Raw genomic sequence first — 20,789 nt, 5'->3', positions numbered from 1 at the left:
CGGCTCTCCTCAGACGAACCCCGAACATGAGCGGTCGCACCCGCCCAAAAGCGGTTCACCTATAGCTGGTCGCCGGACAAATTTGAAAAATAACAAAAAGCCAATACTTATAAGGCCTGCACTGTGCGAGCTGCAGTGTCGGAGAAAAACTACATCATGGCCAACAACAAGGTTCAGCTTCTGCAGGATCCCTTCCTTAATCTCCTGCGCAAGGAACATATTCCGGTTTCGATCTATCTCGTGAACGGCATAAAGCTTCAGGGACAGATTGAGTCCTTCGACCAGTACGTTGTGATTCTGCGCAACACGCTCACGCAGATGGTCTACAAGCACGCGATCAGCACCGTTGTGCCTTCCCGCGCCGTCGCCATGAGCGCCGCGCAGCAGGCTGCCCAGCCGGCTTCGACGGAGAACTGATCTGACAAACTTTCAGCTTGACGACACGCGCGAGGTGAAGATCTCGCGCGCTTTCCTAGTTGTTGTTTCGGTCGGCCGGGCCTTTTATCAGGATTCGGCCGAGGAACTGCGGCTTCTCACGACGTCTGACGGCCTGACGCCCGTCGGCCTCATGCAGGCGAAGCGCGACAAGCCCGATCCCGCGACCTTCCTCGGTTCCGGCAAGATCGAGGAGTTGGGAGAACTTGCCCGCGAAGCCGGGGCCGACATCGTCGTCTTCGACATTGCGCTTTCTGCCGCGCAGGAACGCAACATCGAACGCGTGCTCAATCTCCCCGTGCTTGACCGCACCGAACTCATTCTCGACATCTTCCGCCAGCGCGCGAAGAGCCGCGAAGGGCGGCTGCAGGTCGAGCTTGCCCGGCTCGAGCACCTTTCAACGCGCCTTGTCCGCGGGTGGACCCACCTTGAGCGCCAGAGAGGCGGCTTAGGCAAAACGGGCGGCCCGGGCGAAAAGCAGATCGAACTCGACCGCCGAATGATCGGCGTTCGGATGAAGCAGCTTCGCGATCAGCTGAAGCGCCTTGCGCGCCAGCGCGGCACCCAGCGCCGCGCCCGCTCGAGAGGCGATTCGATCACGGTGTCGCTTGCGGGCTATACCAATGCCGGGAAGTCGACGCTCTTCAATAAGCTGACGCGCGCAGAGTCCTACGCCGCCGACCAGCTTTTCGCCACGCTCGATACGACGGCGAGAAAGTTCTGGCTGAACGACGAGGAAACGGTTGTCGCCACCGATACGGTGGGCTTCATCCGGGGGCTTCCGCACCAGCTGATTGAAGCCTTCAAGTCGACGCTTGACGAAACGGTTCATGCCGACCTTCTGCTTCACGTGGTGGATGCTTCGTCTCCCGTGCGTGAAGAACAGATCGCGGAAGTGAATTCCGTGCTTCACGACATCAAGGCCGACGACGTGCCGACCATTCTTGTCTACAACAAGATCGACATGACGGGGCATGCGCCTGAAATCGTCCGCGACAATGAAGGCCGCCCCAAGGCTGTCTTCGTTTCCGCGCTGACGGGGGCCGGGCTGGATGAACTTCGCGAAGCGGTGTCGGAATTCGCGCACAAGTGGCGCGATGATCACCCGAACCTTCCCCGCGAGCCCGAGGACTGGGAGCGCGAGATGGCGAACGACCGCGACGATCCGAGGCTTAAGCGCAAGAGCGCAGCCGAGGAGCTCGCGGAGCTTGAAAGCCTGCTCTGAGTTCGGGGAAGCGACCGTCCAATAAACAGAAAGACCGTTCGGAAGAGAAATGTTCGGACGGTCTTTTTGCATCCTGAGCTTTCGAAGCAATCTCCTATTATGAGGTGAAAGGCTTTGAGCTTCGGCGAATCCCGAAATGTCCCGATGGAGAATGGATATGAACGAAAAGGTGTTTCTCGGTGCTGCGGTGCTTCTGCTTCTCTCAGGCTGCACGACCCAGTCGGTCGTTCCGGTGCCGCACGATGTCGCCGCCTGCGAAGTCTGCGTGACGCCCGACGCCTCGGACCGCAAGGTCGCCTACACGGCGACCCTTAACGCGCTCCGAAAGGCTTCACGGTTCGAGAGGTGCCATCCGGCGCTACGGGCGACTGCAAGGCGGTGCTCACCTGCCAGGCGGTTTCCCGCTGGGATATGGCGAACTTCACAGCAACCATTGCCTATGAGTGGTTCGAGAACGGAAAGCTCCTTGGGAGTGCGAAGTATCACGCGGCGAACGGCCTCAATTTTTCGAAATACATCAATACGGAAGAGAAGGTGAACGAGCTTCTCAACCGGATGCTCCCCGGTACGCCGGCGCTCCCGACGCGATACGCCGAATAACGGAAGGCGGCCGCAAAGCGCTCTAATTTGGAGACCGCCTGAGGAAAAACGATCGCCTCAACACGCTTTCTTCGGAAGCAGGAGCGCCGCGAGACCGAGAAGCGGGAGATAGGAGGCGAGCGTAAAGACTTCTCTGATGCCCGCGATGTCGGCAAGCCACCCGAAGAAGGCGGCGGCAATGCCGCCGAGCCCGAAGGAGAGGCCGAAGAAGACGCCCGAGACGACGCCGGTTCTGCCGGGAGCGGCTTCAAGCGCGCAGACCAGGATGGCCGAGAAGGCTGAAGAAATGATGAGCGCCGCAAGGATCACGAGCAGAATGAGGAGCGGGAGCGATGCATAGGGGATCAAAAGCGCAAAAGGCGCCGTCCCGACAATCGAAAAGAGCATCACGCTGCGGCGCCCGAAGCGGTCCGTGATCGGGCCGCCCAGAAGCGTCCCTGCCGCGCCGGCGGCAAGAAAGGCAAAGAGCACGTACTGGGCAGAAGCCGCGTCGAGGCAGAACTTCTCCATCACGAAGAAGATGAGAAAGTTGCTGAGGCTCGAGATGTAGACCTGCTTCGAAAACATCAGAACGAAGAGAATGAGGAAGACGAAGGCCTTCTCTTGGTCGGTAAGGACGAGCCCGGTCGGACCCATTTTCTTTGTCGTACCGGCTTTGCGCCTGCTCCATCGCGCCGCCCGGATGAGAAGGAGCGCCGCAAGGGCGGCGGCAGGCGCAAACCAGCCGATGCTTTCCTGGCCGTACGGAATGATGATGAGCGCCGCGGCAATGGGTCCGAGCGCGGCGCCGCCGTTCCCGCCGACCTGAAAGATTGCCTGAGCGAGACCTCTCCTGCCGCCCGAGGCTTCCTGCGCAATGCGTGCGGACTCGGGATGGAAGACGGCGGAGCCGCAGCCGATGAGCGCGACGGAAAAGAGAATCAGAGAGAGCGTTCCTGAATGAGCGAGAAAGAGGAGCCCGATGAGGGAGAGCATCATGCCGAAAGGCAGCGCCATCGGCATCGGCCGCTTGTCGGTTGAAAGGCCGATCACGGGCTGCAGGAGCGAAGCCGTCAATTGAATGACGAGCGTGATGAGGCCGACTTCCGCGAAGGTGAGGTTGTTTTCTTCCTTGAGAAGCGGCAGCGAAGCCGGAATGATCGACTGCAGCATGTCGTTGAGAAAGTGCGAGGCGCTCACAAGAAGCAGAACGCTTCCGGCCATTCCTGATGAGTTCTCCCGCATGACGTCTTCTCCTCTTCCCTTAGGTTTGAGCGGTATTGAGGAAGGGAAGTTTAGAATTTGATTGTATGGATGAAAGAACAATCAATATGGATGAAATTCCGGAGCTCTCAGCGGGCTGGCGGGAGTTTGCCCGCGACTTTGTGCCGGGAATGAATCGGCCTGAGCATTGTCACCGGGAGGCGCAGCTGCTTTATGCGCAGAAGGGCGTCATGCTCGTGAGGACTCCCGATTGCGTGCGCCTCATTGCGCCTTTCCAGGCGCTCTGGATTCCGGCGGGCGTCAGGCACTCGATTTCGTTTCTTGCCGACACGGAAATGCGGAGCCTCTATTTTTCGGACGATGCGTTGCGGCGTCTCAAGCACCTCAATGACCGCGTGCGCGTTCTGGCGGCGACGCCGCTGATCCGGGAGCTCTTCAGCGCGCTTTTTTCGAAGGATGTTCCACCGGCTACGGCGCTTCTGATGACGAATCTGATGCTGAGGCTCGTGAGCGACGCCGAGGAACTCGGCGCTGCGCTCCCGATGGCGGATGACGACGTGTTCGGGGCCCTACAGAGCGAAATTCTCTCCCGGCGCCTCTGGAACATGTCGATGGAGGAAGCGTCGGCGCGCCTTTCGCTCTCGCCCAAAACCTTCAGCCGGAGATTCAATAAAGCACTCGGCATGACGTGGCGCGACTGGATGGCGCGCGCGAGGCTCTGCGCGTCGCTCGATCTTCTTCTCTCCGGACGAACGCTCAAGGATGCCGCTTTCGGCGCCGGCTATGCGGACCAGGCAACCTTCACGGCCGCTTTTCGAAAGCTTTTCGGCACGACGCCGGGAGCCATGCAGAAGAGCGCCCGGAGGGCGTGAGGATGCTTCGCAGAGTGACCCGGGCAAACAAAAAGGACGCGTTTCCCACGAGCAGAAGAAGCGTCCTTTCCGGATTCGCGGTTCTATGACCGGTTCAATCAGCAGAGCTTGAAGAAGTTGACGAGCATGCGGATGCGCTCTTCAACTGTATCGAGCCTCAGGTATTCGCGGTCGGTGTGGAAGCCCGCACCGGCAGGGCCGCAGCCGTCGACGACGGGGATCCCCGCCTTCGCGATGCGGTTGCCGTCGGAGCCGCCGCCAGCATCAACCCAGGTCGCTTCGAACCCGGCTTCGCGGGCCGCAGCGTTGATTTTTTCAACCAGCGCGCGGGTGGCGTCCGAGAGCGGCATCGCCGGGCCGCAGCTCGCGGAAAGCTCCTGCGTCACGCCTTCGACCCAGGTGCGGGAGGCGAGCTCGCGGATCTTCTGGTCGAGCGCGTCGCCGTCAGCGTCGAACCAGTAGCGGGTGTCGAGCCGGACGAGGGCTTCCTCCGGAATCACGTTGGGAGCGGTGCCGCCCTCTATGACGCCCGGGTTCACGGTCGTGCCGATCTTCTTGTCGGCAAGCTCGTAGGCAGCGAGCGCAAAGCGCATGGCGGCGACGTTAGCATTGGCGCCCGCTTCCGGGTTGTTGCCCGCGTGCGCTGCGCGCCCGTGGAAGCGCACGGTGTAGTCGCCCACGCCCTTGCGGGAGCGGACGAGTTCGCCATTGGCGCGTGCGGCCTCAACGATGAGGGCGCACTTCGACTTGGCGCCGATCGAGGCGAGCCACCTGTGGGACGCGCCCGAACCGATTTCTTCGTCGGGGTTGAAGGCGCAGCAGATCGAAAGACGCTCGAGATCCTCGGGGCGGGCAAGCTTGCAGGCCCAGTAGGCGGCGAGGACGCCGCCCTTGCAGTCCGAGCACCCCGGACCGTGCGCGTGGTCGCCGTCGATCGAGAGAGGGCGCCTGGCGGCCGTGCCGTCCGGGAAGACGGTGTCGAGGTGGCCGTTCATGAGAACGTCGATATGGTCGGCATCAGGCTTATTCCTCGCGATGAGGCCGTGACCCACTTCGGGGCCGAGGTCGACGAGCTCGGTCGTGAAGCCGATGGAGTCGAAGTAGCCCTTCATGATTTCGGCGGCGCGGGTAACGCCCGCCGGGTTGTGCGAGCCGCAGTCGAGGTTGACGAGCGGAGCAAGATCCTTCAGATAATCGTCAAGGAGTGCCATTTCTGCTTTCTCTCTTCGTGATTGACGGAATAGTGAATATTTGCCCGGTGCGGCGCTTCCTCAGGGATAGAGGAAAAGAGCCGCATGCGCGGAACGCATCTTAGGCCGAAGCGGACGGGAAAGTGCCGGGCGGTGAGGAGACAAAAGCTCATTTTGGCCGAAAGGAGACGTTTGGAAAAGGATTTCCGCTTCCTTCGTCATGCGGGCGGCGGGAAACTGAAGAATTCATGAAATCTAACGGTTTTCTCCGGGTGATAGCCTCTGCAAGCGGCTAGAATCGAAAGTTCATTGTCTGACCACAGATGGCGGCCGAGATGCCGCCCGATCGGAGCAACATACATGTCGCTGAATGACCCCCGGTGGGGCCGCGGTTCCGACGAGCCGCAGGATAAGCAGGATGGCCGTCAGAACGGCCAGGAAAAGGATGAACGCCAGGACGGCGGGCGCGACGACCGCGCTCCCGCCAATGATGACCGCCGCGCCGACGGACGCGATGCCCGCGGACAGAACGATCGCGACCGCAACCCCGACGGCGCCCGCCGCGAGGAGGATCTCGATCGCCTCTGGGGAGAGTTTTCGGACCTCATCAATTCCATCATGAATCCGGGCGGGCAGAAGCGCGACAGGAAGGATCCGAGAAGTCAGCTGAAGAGCCGCGACGATTTTTCCCGCGACGATGAGGACGAGAATGCGTCCGGCCGCTGCCAGCGCAGCGACTCTCCCCGCGCCAATCCGGCGCCCGAGATGCGCGAAGCGCCCCGCAGTGACGGAAACGGCGGCGGAAGAGGCGAGGGACCGCAGGGCTTCATGAGCCGCGTTCCGCGCCCGCCCCGTCAGCTCGCCTTCAATACCGGCAATTTCGGTCTCGGCATTCTGGCGCTCTGCGTCGTTGTCGGCTGGGCCGCGAGCGGCTTCTACATTGTTCCGGAAGGCCAGACGGGCGTCGTCACGACCTTCGGCCGGTACGCCAAGTCGACGGGGCCGGGCTTCAACTGGCACATGCCCGCGCCCATTCAGGACGTCGAGCTCGTCGACGTGAGCAGCGTGCGCACGACCCAGATCGGCATGCGCGGCTCGAGCGACCGCCTGCGCGAGGCGCTGATGCTCACCGACGACGAAAACATCGTCGACGTGCAGTTTAATGTCCAGTACCGCATCAAGTCGGGCGACGGCGCGAAGGAATTCCTCTTCAATTCCCGCTCGCCCGACATGTCGGTGACGCAGGCCGCTGAATCCGCCATGCGCGAGGTTGTCGGCCGAAAGACCATGGACAGCGTTCTCTTCGAGTCGAAGGCGGAAATTGCCGAGGCCGTAAGGAAGTCCATGCAGACGATGCTTGACCGCTACGGCACCGGCATCGAGGTGATGAGCGTCGCCATTCAGAATGCGCAGCCGCCCGAACAGGTTCAGGCCGCCTTCAACGACGCCGTCAAGGCCGGTCAGGACCGCGAGCGCGCGATCAACCTGGGCGAAGCCTACATGAACGCCGTTCTCCCGAAGGCGCAGGGTACTGCCGCGCGCCTCAAGGAAGAGGCCGAGGGCTACAAGGCCCGCGTGACCGAAATGGCGCGGGGCGATGCGGACCGCTTCTCCTCAGTCTTCAATGAATACAAGAAGGCTCCGGAAGTGACCCGCGACCGCATCTATGTCGACACGATGCGCGAGATCTACGGGAACGTTTCGAAGATCTACGTCGACCAGAAGGGCGGCTCGAACCTCCTCTACCTCCCGCTCGACAAGATTGTTGAGGCGACGAAGAAGGATGCGAGAAGCGCTGCCGACAAGGCTGCCGACGCCGCGACCCTCGCCACGATGGGCGCTTCGGGGACTGCCGCAGGCGACCCTCAGCCCGCCGCCCGCAGCTCGGGCTACGCCGGGGCTTCCTATCAGACTGAAGACGATCCGCGCGCCATGATCCGCGCCCGCACCCGTTAAGACCTATTCGCCCAAGAGCATTTTGAAATGAGAAAACTTTCCTCACTGATCGTTGGCCTTCTTGTCGTTCTCGGCATCGGGCAGATGTGCATCTATACGGTAGGCGAGCGCGAGTACGCGATGGTCTTTGCGCTCGGCGAACTTAAGCACGTCGTTGACGAACCCGGCATTCACTTCAAGCTCCCTCCGCCCCTGCAGAACGTGGTCTACCTCGACAAGCGTCTCCTCACGCTCGACACCTCGGGCGCGGACCTCGTGCAGACGAGCGAGAAGAAGAACCTCATGATCGACACGTTCGTGAAGTGGAGAATCGGGAACCCCCGCCTCTACTGGGTCTCCTTCCAGGGAAGCGAGCGCGCGGCTTCGGACCGTCTCGCGGCGCTCCTGCGCGACGTGCTCAACATCGCCGTCAACAAGCGCACGGTGAATCAGATCACCTCGTCCGAACGTGAAAAGGCAATGTCGGAAATTTCCGAGCTTCTCCAGGCCCGCGTGAAGGACGTCGGCATCGACATCGTCGACGTGCGCATGAAGCGCGTCGACTTCACGCCTGAAATTTCCGAATCCGTCTACAGCCGCATGGAAGCCGAACGCAAGCGCGTTGCTTCCGAAGAACGCAGCAAGGGCGCCGCTCAGGCCGAGCGCATCCGCGCGAGCGCAGACCGCCAGAGCGAGGTGATCCTCGCCGAGGCTTATCGCGATGCGCAGAAGACGAAGGGCGAGGGCGACGGCGAAGCCGCCCGGATTTATGCCGAAGCCTTCGGCGCAGATCCTGAGTTCGCGCGCTTCTACCGGTCTCTCGAAGCCTATCGCTCGAGCTTCAGCCAGAAGTCGGACGTCATGGTGGTCGATCCTTCCGCCGACTTCTTCACCTATCTGAAGAAGGAAAAGGCTGAGGCCGCCAAATGAACGGTTGGGAAGTGCTCGGCCTCGCCCTCGGGTGGGTGATGATCTTTGAGGGGATTACGCCCCTCATCGCCCCCGCCCGCTGGCGCCGGATGATTGAAGAGCTCTCGCGCGCGCCCGACTCCGCCCTGAGGGGCGCTGCGGGCGTGATTGTCGCGATCGGGCTCGTCATCGTCTGGACCTTCCTCGGGAGCGTTCCGTCACCCTGATGATCGGGCAAAGTGCTCACGGAGCCTGCGTGGCGGCAGAAGTCCGGCGGCTCCGGCGCTCCCGATTCCATCGGGAATCGTCGCGCGCGCATGTCTGTGCTATCGTGACGATTGCGTTGCGGGGACTCTTCTTCCCGCGTTTTCTTCTGTTTCCGGAATTCGCTTAGCGCGAGCGACGGGGTTTCGGCCCTTCTTCCCTCCGCCGCGGGTTCCCATAAAACCAGACCAAGAGTTTCTCTAAAGGTATACAAATGGGCAAGAATGTTGTCGTGATCGGCGCTCAGTGGGGCGACGAAGGCAAGGGCAAGATTGTCGACTGGCTTACCGAGCGCGCTGCCGGCGTCGTTCGCTTCAACGGCGGCCACAATGCGGGCCATACGCTCGTGATCAATGGCAAGAAGACGATTCTGCGCCTCATCCCGTCGGGCATCATGCATGCCACGAGCACCTGCTACATCGGCAACGGCGTGGTCTTCTCGCCCGAGGCTTTCTTCCGCGAAGTGGATGAATTGAATGCCGTGGGCGTGCCCAACGTTGAGAAGCGCCTGCGCGTTTCCGGCAACTGCCCGCTCATCATGCCGTATCACATTGCGCTCGACCAGGCGCGCGAAGCTGCGCTCGGCAGCAAGAAGATCGGCACCACGGGCCGCGGCATCGGCCCGGCTTATGAAGACAAGATCGCCCGCCGCACCGTGCGCGTTGCCGACCTCTACTACCCCGAGCGCTTTGCTGAAATCGTCCGCGCCGTGATGAAGCTTCACAACTTCGTGCTTGAGAAGTTCCTCGGCGCCCAGCCCCTTGATCCGGAAAAGGTGATCGCCGACACGCTCGCCTATGCGGAACGCCTGCGTCCGATGGTGACGGACGTCTCCGAAGTCCTCCACGAGGAAATGGACGCCGGCAAGAGCTTCCTCTTTGAAGGCGCTCAGGGCTCGATGCTCGACATCGACCACGGCACCTATCCGTACGTCACTTCGTCCAACACCGTTGCGGGCTCCGCCTGCGCCGGCGCCGGCGTCGGCCCCGAAAAGCTCAACTACGTCCTCGGCATCACGAAGGCCTACTGCACCCGCGTGGGCGAAGGTCCCTTCCCGACGGAACTCAACGACGCCCAGGGCGAGGCGCTTCGCCAGAAGGGCAATGAATTCGGCGCCGTGACGGGTCGTCCCCGCCGCTGCGGCTGGTTCGACGGCGCGGCGCTTCGCCGCGCGGTCCAGATCAACGGCATCACGGGTCTTGCCGTGATGAAGCTCGACGTTCTCGACGGCCTCGAAACGATTCGCTTGGGCGTCGGCTACCACTATGAAGGAAAGACCCTCAAGGTGATGCCTTCGGGCGCTGATGCGGTTGCGAAGTGCGAGCCGATCTACGAAGAATTCCCCGGCTGGAAGGAAAGCACCTTCGGCGTCAAGGAATGGGATCAGCTTCCGGAATCCGCCCGCCAGTACCTCACGCGTCTCTCTGAAGTCGCGGGCGCCCCGATCGCGCTCGTCTCCACGGGCCCTGACCGCGAGCAGACCATTCTTCACACGGATCCGTTCGCCGACTAAAATGGCGCGCTGAATCCCAAACGCTGCGGGCGGCCGGGTCATCCTTGCCGCCCGTCGTTTTTTCCCTTTTGCCCTCTCTTTCTTCTGCTTCGAGACTCCCCCATGTCCGACATTACCTACAGCTGGGACGAGTACATTCGTCTCAATGAGAAGCTCGTCTACAACGTTGCCAAGAGCGGCTGGCAGTTCGACTGCCTCCTCTGCCTCTCCCGCGGCGGCATGCGCCCCGGCGACTTCTTCAGCCGCGTCTTCAGCAAGCCCCTCGCCATTCTCGCGACGAGCTCCTACCGTGAAGCCAAGGGCACCGTTCAGAGCACGCTCGACATTGCGGAATGCATGACCGGCCTTGCGACCCTGAAGGGCAAGGTCCTTCTCGTCGACGACATGGTCGACTCGGGCAAGACCATCAAGGAAGTGATCGAGCACCTCAAAAAGCGCTATCCGGAAATCACTGAAATCCGCGTGGCCGTTCTCTGGTGGAAGGCTCACTCGATCCTGAAGCCCGACTGGCACGTCGACTACCTCGAGGACAATCCCTGGATTCATCAGCCCTTCGAGTGCTACGACGATCTCGGGCCCGAGAAGCTCATCGAGCGCGTCGAGGCTCAGGAAGCTCAGAAGGCCTGATCTCGCTGATCCCGGACTGACGAAAAAAAACGGCGAAGAGTGGAATTTCCGCTTCGCCGTTTTTTTGTTCCGGCATCCGGCTGCCTCATTCGATAGCATCATTCATACGATCATGATCGTATGTTGATCGTATCCATGATGGTATGAATGATGATATGAGTGTTGGGGAAAATGCATGAATCCAGTGAAAACAATTGGTTTCTGCATCCCATGCTTTCATCAATCATTCAATCATTCATTCACGAATGATTGAATGACGGCGCCTCCTGAGAGCATCTCCGGTGATGCTTCCCGCACTGCCGCGTGAAGAGTGCGGCGCGGATGAGAAGGTAGGCAGCTCTTCAGCTCATTTTTGAGGAACCGCCTTCGAGCGGCTCTACCGAGAGCGCGATCCGCGATCCGACGGCATTGAGCGCCATATTGATGGTATCGATCTTCGTCGCGTGCTCGAGCCGGTAGATGCGATGCACTTCCTGAGGCTTCATGCTGAGGCGCCGTGCGAGCTCCGCCGGGTACATGCCTACCTCTTCGGATCTCGCAATGAAGAGAATCTTTGCCGCGAGCGAAGGCGGAATCTGCGCGATGCCTTCCCCCTTATGCGCCCGCTCCGTTGCAGGCGGATTCTTCTCATGGATCCGCGCGACGAGCGCCCGGGCAAGATGGTCCGGGGCGTTCCGGACGCCGTCTTCCGCTGTTTCTGCGGTGAAGTCCGCTTCCTTCAGGTCGGGAAAGCGGAAGCGGTAGCCGTCGGGGCGGCGTTCAATGCGGTAGCGGTAGATGAGCGGAATCTGATTCATGAGAGATGAGAGGAAAGCCAGAAGGGAGCCGCTTAAATTCTGCCTTTTCCACGGGAATTTCGGAAATCCATAAAATCATGCGCCTTAGGCGCGCGGGGAGTGGAATGAGGCCACGGCCTCTGCTATTCTCCGCACCGCTCAGCAATACAACCGATTTCCTTCGGGCTAGACAAAATGACGACTGCAACCCTCAATCATATTGCCGGCGCTCTTGCCGGCATGGTGCTCGGCGATGCCCTGGGTGTTCCGGGCGAACTCTGGCCGCGCGAAAAGGTGCGCGCTCGCTTCGGGCACATCGACCGCTTTATCGACGGCCCCGAAGACAACATCGTCGCCTGCTACTTCAAGGCCGGCCACTATACGGACGATTCCGCCCAGGCCTTTGTGATCCTGAAGGCGCTTCTCAAGGCCGGCACCGTGCCCGAGGCGAAGGTTCTCGCTGACGACCTTCTCGACTGGGTGCGCTCGATGAACGGGTTCGAAATCAATCTCCTCGGGCCGTCGTCTAAGGCGTCGCTCCTTGCCTGGAGCAAGGGCGAGGATCCGAAGCCCGTCACGAAGCTTTCGCTCACGAACGGCGCCGCCATGCGCATTGCCCCAGTGGGCTGCCTCATCGACTTTTCCGAGCATGAGCTCCTTGCCCGCACGGTTGCGGGGGTGAGCTCCGTTACCCATTCGACCGACGTCGCCATTTCCGGCGCCTCCATGGTCGCCCAGGCCGTGGCGAGCGGCATTGCCGGCAGAAGCTGGGACGAGATCAGCGCCGACATGAAGGTGATTCACCCGATCGCGATGCGGCTCGGCGAACCCACCTGGGCCGCGAGTATTCTGTCGCGACTTGAGGTCTTCGAGCGCGTGATGCTTCCGAAGAGAAATGAAGTCGACGACGAGGCGGCGAGCCGCTTCATCTACGACGTGATCGGTACCGGCACGATGACGAGCGAATCCGTCACGGCCGCCCTCTGCATCGCGCTTTGGTGCCGCGATCCCTGGCGCGCCGCGGTGCTTGCCGCCAACATGGGGGGCGACACCGACACGATCGGCTCGATGGCCGCCGCCATCTGCGGCGCGAAGACGGGTCTTGACGCCTTCCCGGCCGAGCGCATCGCTGAGCTCGAGCGCATCAACAGCCTCGACTTCCGCGGGCTTGCCGAGGAGATTATTGACGGCCGCAGCCGCTTCCACTATTGATTGAAGAGAGGAGACTTGCATGCGAGGCATTACGGAGCTCCTCGATTCGCTCACGCCCGAAAAGCGTCTTCTCATCATCGGAAGCGCCTTCGTCGACGTGATCGTTCATGTGCCGCGTCTGCCGCTTTCGGGCGAGGACGTTGAGGGCACGAGCCGGCAGCAGCTCGTGGGCGGCTGCGCCTACAACGCTGCCGACGTGCTCTATAAGCTCGGGCTCCCCTTCGAGCCTCTGATCCCGGTGGGCGAAGGCATGATTGCCGATCGCGTGCGCGAGAGCTTCCGCGTGCGGGGCTACCCGCTGCGCCTTTATCCGGATCTCGGCGACAACGGCTGGTGCCTCTCCTTCGTGGAGCCCTCCGGCGAAAGAACCTTCATCTCCATGTCGGGGATTGAAAAGTGCTTCCGTCCGTCCTGGCTTCAGGCTGTGACGCCTGAGGAGCAGGATCTTTTCTATCTCTCGGGCTACCAGGCGGACGTCCGCAATGAAGCGTTCATTGCCGAGCTCCTCGCAAGAAAGCGCCCGGATGCGCGGATTCTCTTTGATCCGGGTCCCTGCGCAGGGCGCATCCCCGAGCGCATGATGGCCGATATTCTCTGCGCCAATACGATTCTCAAGGTGAATGCCGCCGAAGCGCAGATCCTTGCACCCTGCACCTCTGCAGAGGACGCCGCGCGCGAGCTCTCCCGCATGACGGGCGGCTCCGTCGTGGTTACCGACGGCGCGCACGGCGCCATCGCCGCTGAAGATGGCGACGCCGTCCGCGTGCCGGGATTCCCCACGCGCGTGATCGACACCATTGGTTCGGGCGACGCCCATGCGGGCGGCATTCTCGCCGGCCTCATGAGCGGCTTCACGCTCCCGGAAGCCGTCCTCCTCGGCAACGCCGTGGCGAGCTGGGTGACGGCGCAGGAAGGCGCCGCCACGGCTCCGGACCTTCGGACCCTCAGGGCGCTCTACGCGAAATAAACTAAAAACCGATTTTCTTCAACCCTCGGAAACATAAAAGACTATGTCTGACGCATCCCGCATTGAAACCAACGGCGTCAATCCGGTACCCGACAGCGAACGCTACGGGCGCCCCTTTGATCTTTTCCCGGTCTGGTTCTCCTGGAACATTTCCATTTTCGGCATCACGCTCGGCATCTACGTGTTCGGGCTCGGCCTTTCGGTCTGGCAGGCCATGCTTGCCGGCGTGATCGGCTACTTCCTCTCCTGCGCGCTCGTAGGCATTCTCGCCGTCGGCAGCGTCCGCACGGGCCTTCCCACGCTCGTTCAGTCGCGTCTTGCCTTCGGCTACCACGGGAACAAATTCCCGACCTTCTTCGGCTACCTCGCTAACATGGGCTGGAAGGTGACGCTCCTCTCGATGGCGACGACGACGCTTGCCGACGTGATGGGAAACCTCATTCCTTCCCTCATGGGCGATAACGGCATGCCCCTGAAGAGCTGCACGCTCGGATGCTTCATCGTCGTCCTTCTGCTCACGATGAGCGGCGCCATCTACGGCCACCAGCTCATCATCAAGATTGAGAAGGTGATTGCCTGGCTCACGGGCCTCTTCACCATCGTCTATCTCTTCTTCTTCATCCCCAACATCAATTTCTCGGTGCTCGACAGCGTTCCCTCGGGGAATTTCGCCACCTTCATCGGCGGCATCGTGCTCTCGATGACGATGGTGGGTCTCGGGTTCCTCAACTACGGCGGCGACTACGCGCGCTATCTCCCGAGAAAGAGCGAGGCGAAGAGCGTCATCTTCTGGACGACCACCGGCATCGCGCTTCCGGTTTCGGTTCTTCTCATCCTCGGCGTCATGCTTGCCGTCGGCAACCCTGAGCTCCTTGAGAAGGCGAACCACGAGCCCCTCGCGGCCCTCACCGGCATTCTGCCTTTCTGGTTCTACGTTCCCTTCTCCTTCATCGTCATCATCTCGCTCATCAGCGCGGGCATGACGGGCATCTACTCCTCGGGCCTTGCGCTCCTCGCGCTGGGCGTCCCGATGAGCCGCCTGGGCACGACGATTCTGAACGGCGTCATCATCGCGCTCGGCGCCTACTACCTCCTCTTTATTTCGGACAGCTTCGTCTCGACCTTCCAGTCCTTCCTCGCGCTCATTTCCGTGGTAATGGGCTCCTGGGGCGCCATTGAGATGGTCGACCTCATCCGTCAGAAGCGTCTCGGCTGGAACACCGACCTTGCGCTTCCGCCTTCCGAAGGCGGCGAGTCGATCCGCTGGACGGCCTTCGGGTCGCTCCTCGTCGCGACCGTCATCGGCCTCGGCACGATCACGTCGTCCGACCCCTGGATCGGCCATGCCGTGAGCTTCCTCCTCCCTGAAGGCACTGAGGGGAGCGTCTTTGCCCGCGCCAACATCGGCCTCGTGGCCGCCATGATCATCGGCTCGGTTCTCTACGCGATCCTCACTTTCGGCCTCAAGATCGGAAGCAACACGAAGACGACGAACTAAAGCGTCTCCATAAAGCCCTGAACCATCAGGGCTGACCTCAAAAAGAAGCGTCTGCGGTCCGGGAACTGCAGGCGCTTTTTTTTCGCGCCTGAATGCGGGATGGAAATTTGAGAAAATAGCCTCTAAATAAAGTATCATTTTTTGCTATGATTACTTTCGTTATATCATTTTTCGTAAGAAAGAAGCATCTGTATATATTGTCTCAAAAGTTGAGTTCGAAACTGCTTTAGAGCCTCTGCAGTCCGGCCTCTTGTTCCCTTCAACCGCTTCACCTGACTTTTCCCCGATCTATGCAATACAACCGTTCCTACAGCGGCTCCATCGTTATTGACAAAGAGGACGCACTCCACGGTGGTCCTCATCCCGGCATCTATACAGGCAAGGCCTATCTGCAGCATTGGCGAAAATGGAAAGGAAGAGAAAAGACGGCCGTCGCTAAGTACGCCTTCATCGCAGCTTTTCGACGAGCCGGGACTTCGTTCTATATGAGGAGTCTGCAGGGTTATCTGAACGACGAGTCGCTTTCACTCATCGGTCCTGAGGAACGGGCGCTCCTTCTGATTTACGGCGACCTCGTCTGCCACAGGCCGGATCGCGCCCGCGAGAAGCTCGCAGCTTTTGAAAAGCGATTCCAAGCACCGGAAGGACTTTCCAAAGAAGACCGGGCGGAATACGAGTATCTGGAGCTCCTCACGAGCTATGCGGAATTCAAGCGCGAGCATGGAGGATTCTTTATTCGAATCGGCCTCCCGGCAGAGAAGCACGCGAAACTTGTCGAGGGTTTGATGCGGGCTGGTCTCAGGAAGGAGGCAGGGGAGGTGTTTCATTATCAAAAACAGTCCGAGCGGGGCGAACATGCGGAATTTTCTTCGTACCTCAGAGAAACGATCCTCAAATATCCGGACTTGCTCGGAACGGCCGGCACGTGCCTCAGGCTCATCAGCTCGGGCAGCATCCTTGAAGGAATTCAGCTTCTCCTTTCTCTCGACCGTGAGGGTGAGAACGAGGATCAGCGTCAGGAATCCGAGCTTCAGACAGTTCTGATGGCGGCGTCTGCAGTGCAGCCTCTCTACGGAGACGTTGATGCCTGGGAAAAGGCGGAAAGAGAGGCGCTCGCGCTTATGCCCGGCGAGGCTTCCGTTCCCTGGAGAAGCTTCTTCAAGCTTAAAGGCACCCCTGACAGCCGGAAAATCAGAGCGGCTGTAGTCTCGCAGGAAGAGTTTGACCGCCGCTACAAACTCGAGGCGAGGCGCTTTCTGAGACTTCATCACTGGCTTCGTCTTCAGGACTATGAGGCGCTTTCCCGTGAACTCGGAGAAGTCGGTTTGACGCCGCTTGAAGCCGCCCTTCGCTGGGCGATCGAGCTGAGGGGCCTGCTTCTTCGCGGCGCGCCGGACGATGAGTTCAGGAAACTGCAGCGCCCCCAGAGGGGCATATGCATGAAAGGCTCGAACTGGCGGGAATTTCAGAGGAACCTCAGGGATGAATTTGTCCGGACCGGCGTCATTCCTTTTACGATTGCCGATGTGCGTGATCCGGACGATTTTTTTGACCGCGACGCCTTTGAGATAGCGCTCGGGCTGGTTGCGGTGAAGCTCGCTCAGCTCCTCACGCCTCAGCGGCAGCTCGCGAGCATGGAAGCCTCCCGGCAGGCAGATGAGATCAGGAACCAGATTCTGGCCGCGGGAGAATCGGCGGCGCCGGAAGTATTCGAAAGCCTTTTTGCTGAGCTCTGCGGGATCTCTCCGCGCGAGCGCGGCATCGAATGGTGGCGTGCCGCGGTAGAGCTTCTCAAGCTCAATGCTTCGGAGAAAGCGTTTTCGCAGGACGAGCGCATCGGCATCATGGTGAGGGCCTTCCAGTTCAATCAGTACACGCCCGGGGGCGACAAGGTGCTCGCGAACCTTCTGAGACTGAAGATTCAGGCGCTCATGAAGTTCGAGATTTTTACCAACCAGTCGGTGGTGAACGAGCTGAAGCTCCCGCTTGCTTTCGGTCTCCCCTGGTTCAGGACGGTTGAACGCGAACTCGGGCCGATCCTTTCCTGGCGGGTTTTCAATAACGGCATCAACGCGATCGTCGTGGAGTCGAAAGCAGATCCGAAGCGCGTTTTTATTCTCACGACGAACCTCGATGAGTGCGTGCGTCTGCGGCTGCGGCCGGGGCAGCCGGAGCCTGCCGCCCATTATGAAGTCGTGATGCAGATGGAGAAGAAGGACCTCGGGGAAGACTATGAAGTCTTCGTTGAGCAGGCGGGAGAAATGATCACAGCCAATCTGATCAACGGGAGCTTCGAGGACGGTGATTACGGCGTTCTTCAATTGAAGACGGGCGAGAAGCTCGTGAAAGGCTTTCCCTTCACGGAAGTGCTGATCTCCCGTCATGAGAACGTCGTGAGAGCGCCGCTCTGGGATGAGGACGGGAAGGCTATTCAGTTTGCCTCTCTTCTCTTTTTAAAGGAACTTGAGGCGACTGCAGAGGATAAGTTCGGCGTCGACGGCGTGCTCTCGGTAAGGCCCAGGGACTTTTTCCTTCTCGCGAAGCGCCGCCGCACGAATGCCTTCCCAGCGCCCAAACCCCTTGTTGAGGCGGACGCGGTTCCGAAGAGGATCGCCGATCTTCCTCACGCGGACGACCGGTGCTTTGTCGACAGAGCTGTGATGGAAAAAGGCTTGCCCGTTGAGGCGGTCATGCCGGTGTCGCGCGAGGGGAGCGGAGAGACGCAGCTTTACTTCACGTCCTGCAAGCGCGACGATCCTGATCTGAGCGTCATCCTCACCCCGAGAAACAGTCTGGTAGTTACCGTGAAGCAGGTGCTGGTGCTCGAGCCGGCGCTGCAGTATGTCGTCAAGGACGCTTACAGGGACATATTTGTCCGTGATGGAGAAGGCTTCAGGAAGCTTGAAGTTGGCGATTTCTGTCCGGTCTTGCCGGAAGAGGAGGGTCTGGTCGGGCTTGCTTGATGGAGCGTGTCCCTTGAGGTGTTGAAGCTTCTGGTACTCTTCCAACAGGAACTTGAGATGCTCGGGAGCTGATGGGAAAGGTCTCGGCCTTTCCCGCCTCAGTCTCAATGCAGGAAAAACTTTTGAGGTTTGTATCTGTCCTTGATGATGGAGAAATGCTGCAATGAATGTTTGACTGGCTACGTTGCTTGTTGGGATGGCAGTCCCGGTATTCTGGGGACTTCTCTATTGGTACCTTTCCCGCCGGAAATAAGCAGAGCTTGGATTCGGCATCGCATTTTTTGCACTAGCAGCCCAACGGGGCCGCGTTGATTTTTTGAGTCCGGGTATGGGCTGAGCGTTTGCGAAACAAGTCGACAGCGTCAATTCAATCGTAGATAAGAGCTGTTCTTAACGCTCCAAAAGTCCAATTGATGATGTGCGAACTTGTGCCGCTGAAAAAAACTACCCCGAAAAATCGCGGATGGAGGGATTTTCACCTTCGGTGAACAAGGACACGCGCAACGCGAACGCTTTGAATAAAAAGAAATCCCGCACCGCCTGAGACGGTACGGGATATGTATTTGGTGCCCGGGAAAGGACTCGAACCTTCACGGCCGTGAAGCCGCCAGCACCTGAAGCTGGTGCGTCTACCAATTTCGCCACCCGGGCGGGTAGGAAGCGAATATTGCCAGAGAGGAGCGAAAATGTCAAGAGGCTTCTTCGGCTTCGGAAGCATTTAAGCGCGTGCTTCCTCATGCTTTGTGTCCAATGCCGATGAGTCTTTCCGGATGCGTGTAGACGTTTGCGCGGCCTCTTCTGCAGAAGGCGACGAGCGTGATGCACGCCTTTTCGGCGAGCTCGATGGCAAGCGTTGTCGGCGCGGAGACGGCAAACATGATCTCAACGCCGCACATTGCAGCTTTCTGGACCATCTCGTAGGATGCTCGGGAGCTGATGACCAGAGCGCCTTCCTGCCAATTCTTCCTCGTCCGCAGCCCGAGAAGCTTGTCGAGCGCCACGTGGCGTCCAACGTCCTCTGCGCCTCCCGCAAGCGTTCCATCCGGCAGTACCCAAGCGGCGGCGTGGGTACAGCCAGTGAGGCGGCCGAGCACCTCAACCTCCTCGAGGTAGCCGAGCGCCCGGTCATAGTGCTCGAGGTCGAAGGTCTGGGTAAAGGATAGCTTCGGCACAGGGCGGATTGTCTCCTCGAGAGACTCGATGCCGCAGAGTCCGCAGCCGGTGCGTCCGGTCATGGCGCGGCGGCGCTCCTTCAGCTTCCAGAAGCATTCGGAGGCGATTTCAAGTTCGACATTTTTTCCTCCGCGGCAGCCGTCCGTTACCTCGATCGAATAGATTTCGGACGGCGTTGATGCAATGCCCTCGGCAAGCGTGAAGCCGAGCGCAAATTCCTCGAGCATATTCGGGGTCGTCATCATGACGGCATGCGAAATGCCGTTATAGACGAGCGCCACGGGAATTTCCTCCGCCACAAGATCCGTATCCGGAGCAGAGGTGTTGTTGATGAGCCGCACGATTTCAATTCCGTGCGCGCCGCATTGTTCTTCGCTCTGAGGAATCATGAGAAAGGGAGCATCCTCGGCATAAGCTTCAGGCATTTGGAAAAGTCCTGTCTACAGTCGCTGGCAGTGAGCGGCTCAGCTTTAGTTCGATTGAAAAAACTTTAGAATGGATGGAAAATAACAAAAACAAGCCCCATTCTCTTCCTTCTCTCCATGGCGATATCCTTTAGACCGGCAGTCCTCTTTTTTGCCGCAATATTTGCTTTTGCGGCAGAGGGAGCTCCGCAAGAGAAAATGGCTCCCGTACGGATCGCCGTCATGGCGTTTGCGAATCCTGAGGACAATACCCGGATCGTGAGGGCGGTGAGGAAGGCGCTCGGTCCTCTTCTCAAAACGCGCGGCATCGATCTCAAGTTCTGCACATTCGAGGAGTTTGAGCGGGAAGCCGTCTCCAAAAAGACGGATCTGGTGCTCGGCACTTCGGGTCATATCCGGCGTCTTGCTCACCACAACATTCCGGTGAATGTCAAGTGAGCTTTCGCCGATTTTGTTCTTAAAAAGTAGGTTGTAGTCTGAGCTCAGTGAGGGCTTTGCCCTCTCCGCCTTCGGCGGATTCACCCAGAGTTTTTTGGCCCGTAGAAAAACCTTTGATGCAGCTGTGCAGCACCGTTCGCGCGGAGAGGTCGGCAGGCCGGTAGAATGAGCCTCCTCAGGCAGGAGGAGGCCGAGCCTGAGGCCCGCGGAAAACCGCCGAACGCCTTGTTGCAGCAGCAGCGGGGCGTTTGTTCAAGCTGCCTTGGCATGCTTTTCCTCCAACTGTCCATTTTCGGGGTTAAGCCACACCTCTTTGATCGGCGTACAGTTCAGCACTCTCCCGGTGATCCAGCGCTCCGGATGGCGTCTGCGAGCCTCCAGCATCGTCTCCCTGCGTCGGCGCAGCACCTCCGCGTCCTCGCCGCGATAGCGCTGCCCCGGCGTTACCATGCGGATGCCGCGGTGTCTGTGGTGCTCGTTGTAGTGGTCTACAAAGCCCTGCACCCATTGCTCAGCTTCCTCAGCATTGTCGAAGCCGTCACGGGGGTACAGGTAATCGCCGCT

The 20,789-nt window shown here is 60.0% G+C and carries 19 protein-coding genes, 1 tRNA gene and 1 pseudogene; 14 read left to right on the top strand and 7 right to left on the bottom strand.

Translation table 11 applies throughout. From position 1 onward, the window contains the following. The first annotated feature begins 156 nt into the window (after positions 1 to 156). The 3 genes from hfq to GBM95_RS05000 all read left to right on the top strand — a co-directional run bounded on the left by hfq (position 157) and on the right by GBM95_RS05000 (position 2,260). A complete protein-coding gene (hfq, locus tag GBM95_RS05010) occupies positions 157 to 417 on the top strand; it encodes an RNA chaperone Hfq (protein WP_152158085.1) in 261 nt (86 codons plus the stop codon). A gap of 34 nt (positions 418 to 451) precedes the next feature. Further along, positions 452 to 1,660: a GTPase HflX gene (gene hflX / locus GBM95_RS05005; RefSeq protein ID WP_152158084.1), complete on the top strand. Its 1,209-nt coding sequence runs from the start codon at positions 452 to 454 to the stop codon at positions 1,658 to 1,660. Between the two features lie 345 nt (positions 1,661 to 2,005). Continuing rightward, on the top strand, positions 2,006 to 2,260 hold the full coding sequence (locus GBM95_RS05000) for a hypothetical protein (protein ID WP_152158083.1): 255 nt from the start codon (positions 2,006 to 2,008) through the stop codon (positions 2,258 to 2,260). A 57-nt stretch (positions 2,261 to 2,317) separates the two neighbouring features. Here GBM95_RS05000 and GBM95_RS04995 read toward each other — a convergent pair whose 3' ends face one another. Continuing rightward, positions 2,318 to 3,484, bottom strand: coding sequence for an MFS transporter (locus tag GBM95_RS04995; RefSeq protein ID WP_193222579.1), 1,167 nt, complete (start codon positions 3,482 to 3,484; stop codon positions 2,318 to 2,320). 65 nt (positions 3,485 to 3,549) lie between these two features. Here GBM95_RS04995 and GBM95_RS04990 point away from each other — a divergent pair, with 65 nt between their 5' ends. After that, positions 3,550 to 4,335: an AraC family transcriptional regulator gene (locus tag GBM95_RS04990; protein WP_152158082.1), complete on the top strand. Its 786-nt coding sequence runs from the start codon at positions 3,550 to 3,552 to the stop codon at positions 4,333 to 4,335. A 98-nt stretch (positions 4,336 to 4,433) separates the two neighbouring features. Here the strand turns inward: GBM95_RS04990 and GBM95_RS04985 are convergent, their stop codons facing one another. Continuing rightward, positions 4,434 to 5,546 carry a M20 family metallopeptidase gene (locus GBM95_RS04985; RefSeq protein ID WP_152158081.1) on the bottom strand — a complete coding sequence of 371 codons (1,113 nt, stop codon included), beginning with the start codon at positions 5,544 to 5,546 and terminating at the stop codon, positions 4,434 to 4,436. A gap of 339 nt (positions 5,547 to 5,885) precedes the next feature. On the opposite strand from GBM95_RS04985, the gene hflK reads away from it, so the two are divergent. The 5 genes from hflK (at position 5,886) to GBM95_RS04960 (ending at position 10,773) form a co-directional block, all read left to right on the top strand. Further along, on the top strand, positions 5,886 to 7,481 hold the full coding sequence (gene hflK, locus GBM95_RS04980; RefSeq protein WP_152158080.1) for an FtsH protease activity modulator HflK: 1,596 nt from the start codon (positions 5,886 to 5,888) through the stop codon (positions 7,479 to 7,481). A gap of 27 nt (positions 7,482 to 7,508) precedes the next feature. Next, complete coding sequence (gene hflC, locus GBM95_RS04975) at positions 7,509 to 8,390, top strand: protease modulator HflC (protein ID WP_139687942.1); 882 nt, start codon at positions 7,509 to 7,511, stop codon at positions 8,388 to 8,390. After that, complete coding sequence (locus tag GBM95_RS04970; RefSeq protein ID WP_152158079.1) at positions 8,387 to 8,596, top strand: DUF2065 domain-containing protein; 210 nt, start codon at positions 8,387 to 8,389, stop codon at positions 8,594 to 8,596. Before hflC ends, GBM95_RS04970 begins: the two co-directional genes overlap by 4 nt. A 251-nt stretch (positions 8,597 to 8,847) precedes the next feature. Beyond that, positions 8,848 to 10,146 carry an adenylosuccinate synthase gene (locus tag GBM95_RS04965; RefSeq protein ID WP_152158078.1) on the top strand — a complete coding sequence of 433 codons (1,299 nt, stop codon included), beginning with the start codon at positions 8,848 to 8,850 and terminating at the stop codon, positions 10,144 to 10,146. Between the two features lie 102 nt (positions 10,147 to 10,248). Then, positions 10,249 to 10,773: a phosphoribosyltransferase gene (locus GBM95_RS04960; protein WP_152158077.1), complete on the top strand. Its 525-nt coding sequence runs from the start codon at positions 10,249 to 10,251 to the stop codon at positions 10,771 to 10,773. A 341-nt stretch (positions 10,774 to 11,114) separates the two neighbouring features. On the opposite strand, the gene GBM95_RS04955 is transcribed toward GBM95_RS04960, so the two are convergent. After that, on the bottom strand, positions 11,115 to 11,570 hold the full coding sequence (locus GBM95_RS04955; protein WP_152158076.1) for a type II toxin-antitoxin system HicB family antitoxin: 456 nt from the start codon (positions 11,568 to 11,570) through the stop codon (positions 11,115 to 11,117). Positions 11,571 to 11,744: 174 nt separating this feature from the next. Between GBM95_RS04955 and GBM95_RS04950 the strand changes: the two genes are divergently transcribed. The 4 genes from GBM95_RS04950 (at position 11,745) to GBM95_RS04935 (ending at position 18,189) form a co-directional block, all read left to right on the top strand. Continuing rightward, positions 11,745 to 12,761, top strand: a complete 1,017-nt coding sequence (locus tag GBM95_RS04950) for an ADP-ribosylglycohydrolase family protein (protein ID WP_152158075.1) — start codon at positions 11,745 to 11,747, stop codon at positions 12,759 to 12,761. A 19-nt stretch (positions 12,762 to 12,780) separates the two neighbouring features. After that, positions 12,781 to 13,728, top strand: a complete 948-nt coding sequence (locus GBM95_RS04945) for a PfkB family carbohydrate kinase (RefSeq protein WP_152158074.1) — start codon at positions 12,781 to 12,783, stop codon at positions 13,726 to 13,728. Between the two features lie 43 nt (positions 13,729 to 13,771). Continuing rightward, complete coding sequence (locus tag GBM95_RS04940; protein ID WP_152158073.1) at positions 13,772 to 15,226, top strand: purine-cytosine permease family protein; 1,455 nt, start codon at positions 13,772 to 13,774, stop codon at positions 15,224 to 15,226. Positions 15,227 to 15,516: 290 nt separating this feature from the next. Further along, positions 15,517 to 18,189, top strand: a complete 2,673-nt coding sequence (locus GBM95_RS04935; protein WP_152158072.1) for a hypothetical protein — start codon at positions 15,517 to 15,519, stop codon at positions 18,187 to 18,189. Positions 18,190 to 18,753: 564 nt separating this feature from the next. Here GBM95_RS04935 and GBM95_RS04930 read toward each other — a convergent pair. From GBM95_RS04930 to GBM95_RS12295, 3 genes are all read right to left on the bottom strand, one after another. Then, a tRNA-Leu gene (locus tag GBM95_RS04930) sits at positions 18,754 to 18,840 on the bottom strand. Between the two features lie 83 nt (positions 18,841 to 18,923). After that, the gene (gene fdhD, locus GBM95_RS04925) at positions 18,924 to 19,787 is read right to left on the bottom strand and encodes a formate dehydrogenase accessory sulfurtransferase FdhD (RefSeq protein ID WP_152158071.1); all 864 of its coding nucleotides are present in this window, start codon (positions 19,785 to 19,787) and stop codon (positions 18,924 to 18,926) included. Between the two features lie 65 nt (positions 19,788 to 19,852). Continuing rightward, positions 19,853 to 20,011, bottom strand: coding sequence for a hypothetical protein (locus GBM95_RS12295; RefSeq protein WP_193222578.1), 159 nt, complete (start codon positions 20,009 to 20,011; stop codon positions 19,853 to 19,855). On the opposite strand from GBM95_RS12295, the gene GBM95_RS04920 reads away from it, so the two are divergent. Beyond that, on the top strand, positions 20,010 to 20,225 hold the full coding sequence (locus GBM95_RS04920; RefSeq protein WP_193222577.1) for a hypothetical protein: 216 nt from the start codon (positions 20,010 to 20,012) through the stop codon (positions 20,223 to 20,225). The genes GBM95_RS12295 and GBM95_RS04920 overlap by 2 nt on opposite strands. 252 nt (positions 20,226 to 20,477) lie before the next feature. Here GBM95_RS04920 and GBM95_RS04915 read toward each other — a convergent pair. After that, positions 20,478 to 20,789 (bottom strand): annotated as a pseudogene (locus GBM95_RS04915) (integrase core domain-containing protein); the annotation flags it as partial.

This window comes from Sutterella seckii, from assembly GCF_009183815.1.
GTDB classification, from domain to species: domain Bacteria; phylum Pseudomonadota; class Gammaproteobacteria; order Burkholderiales; family Burkholderiaceae_F; genus Sutterella; species Sutterella seckii.
The sequence above is the reverse complement of the archived record's forward strand: the minus strand, read 5'-3'. Positions and strand labels throughout refer to the sequence as shown.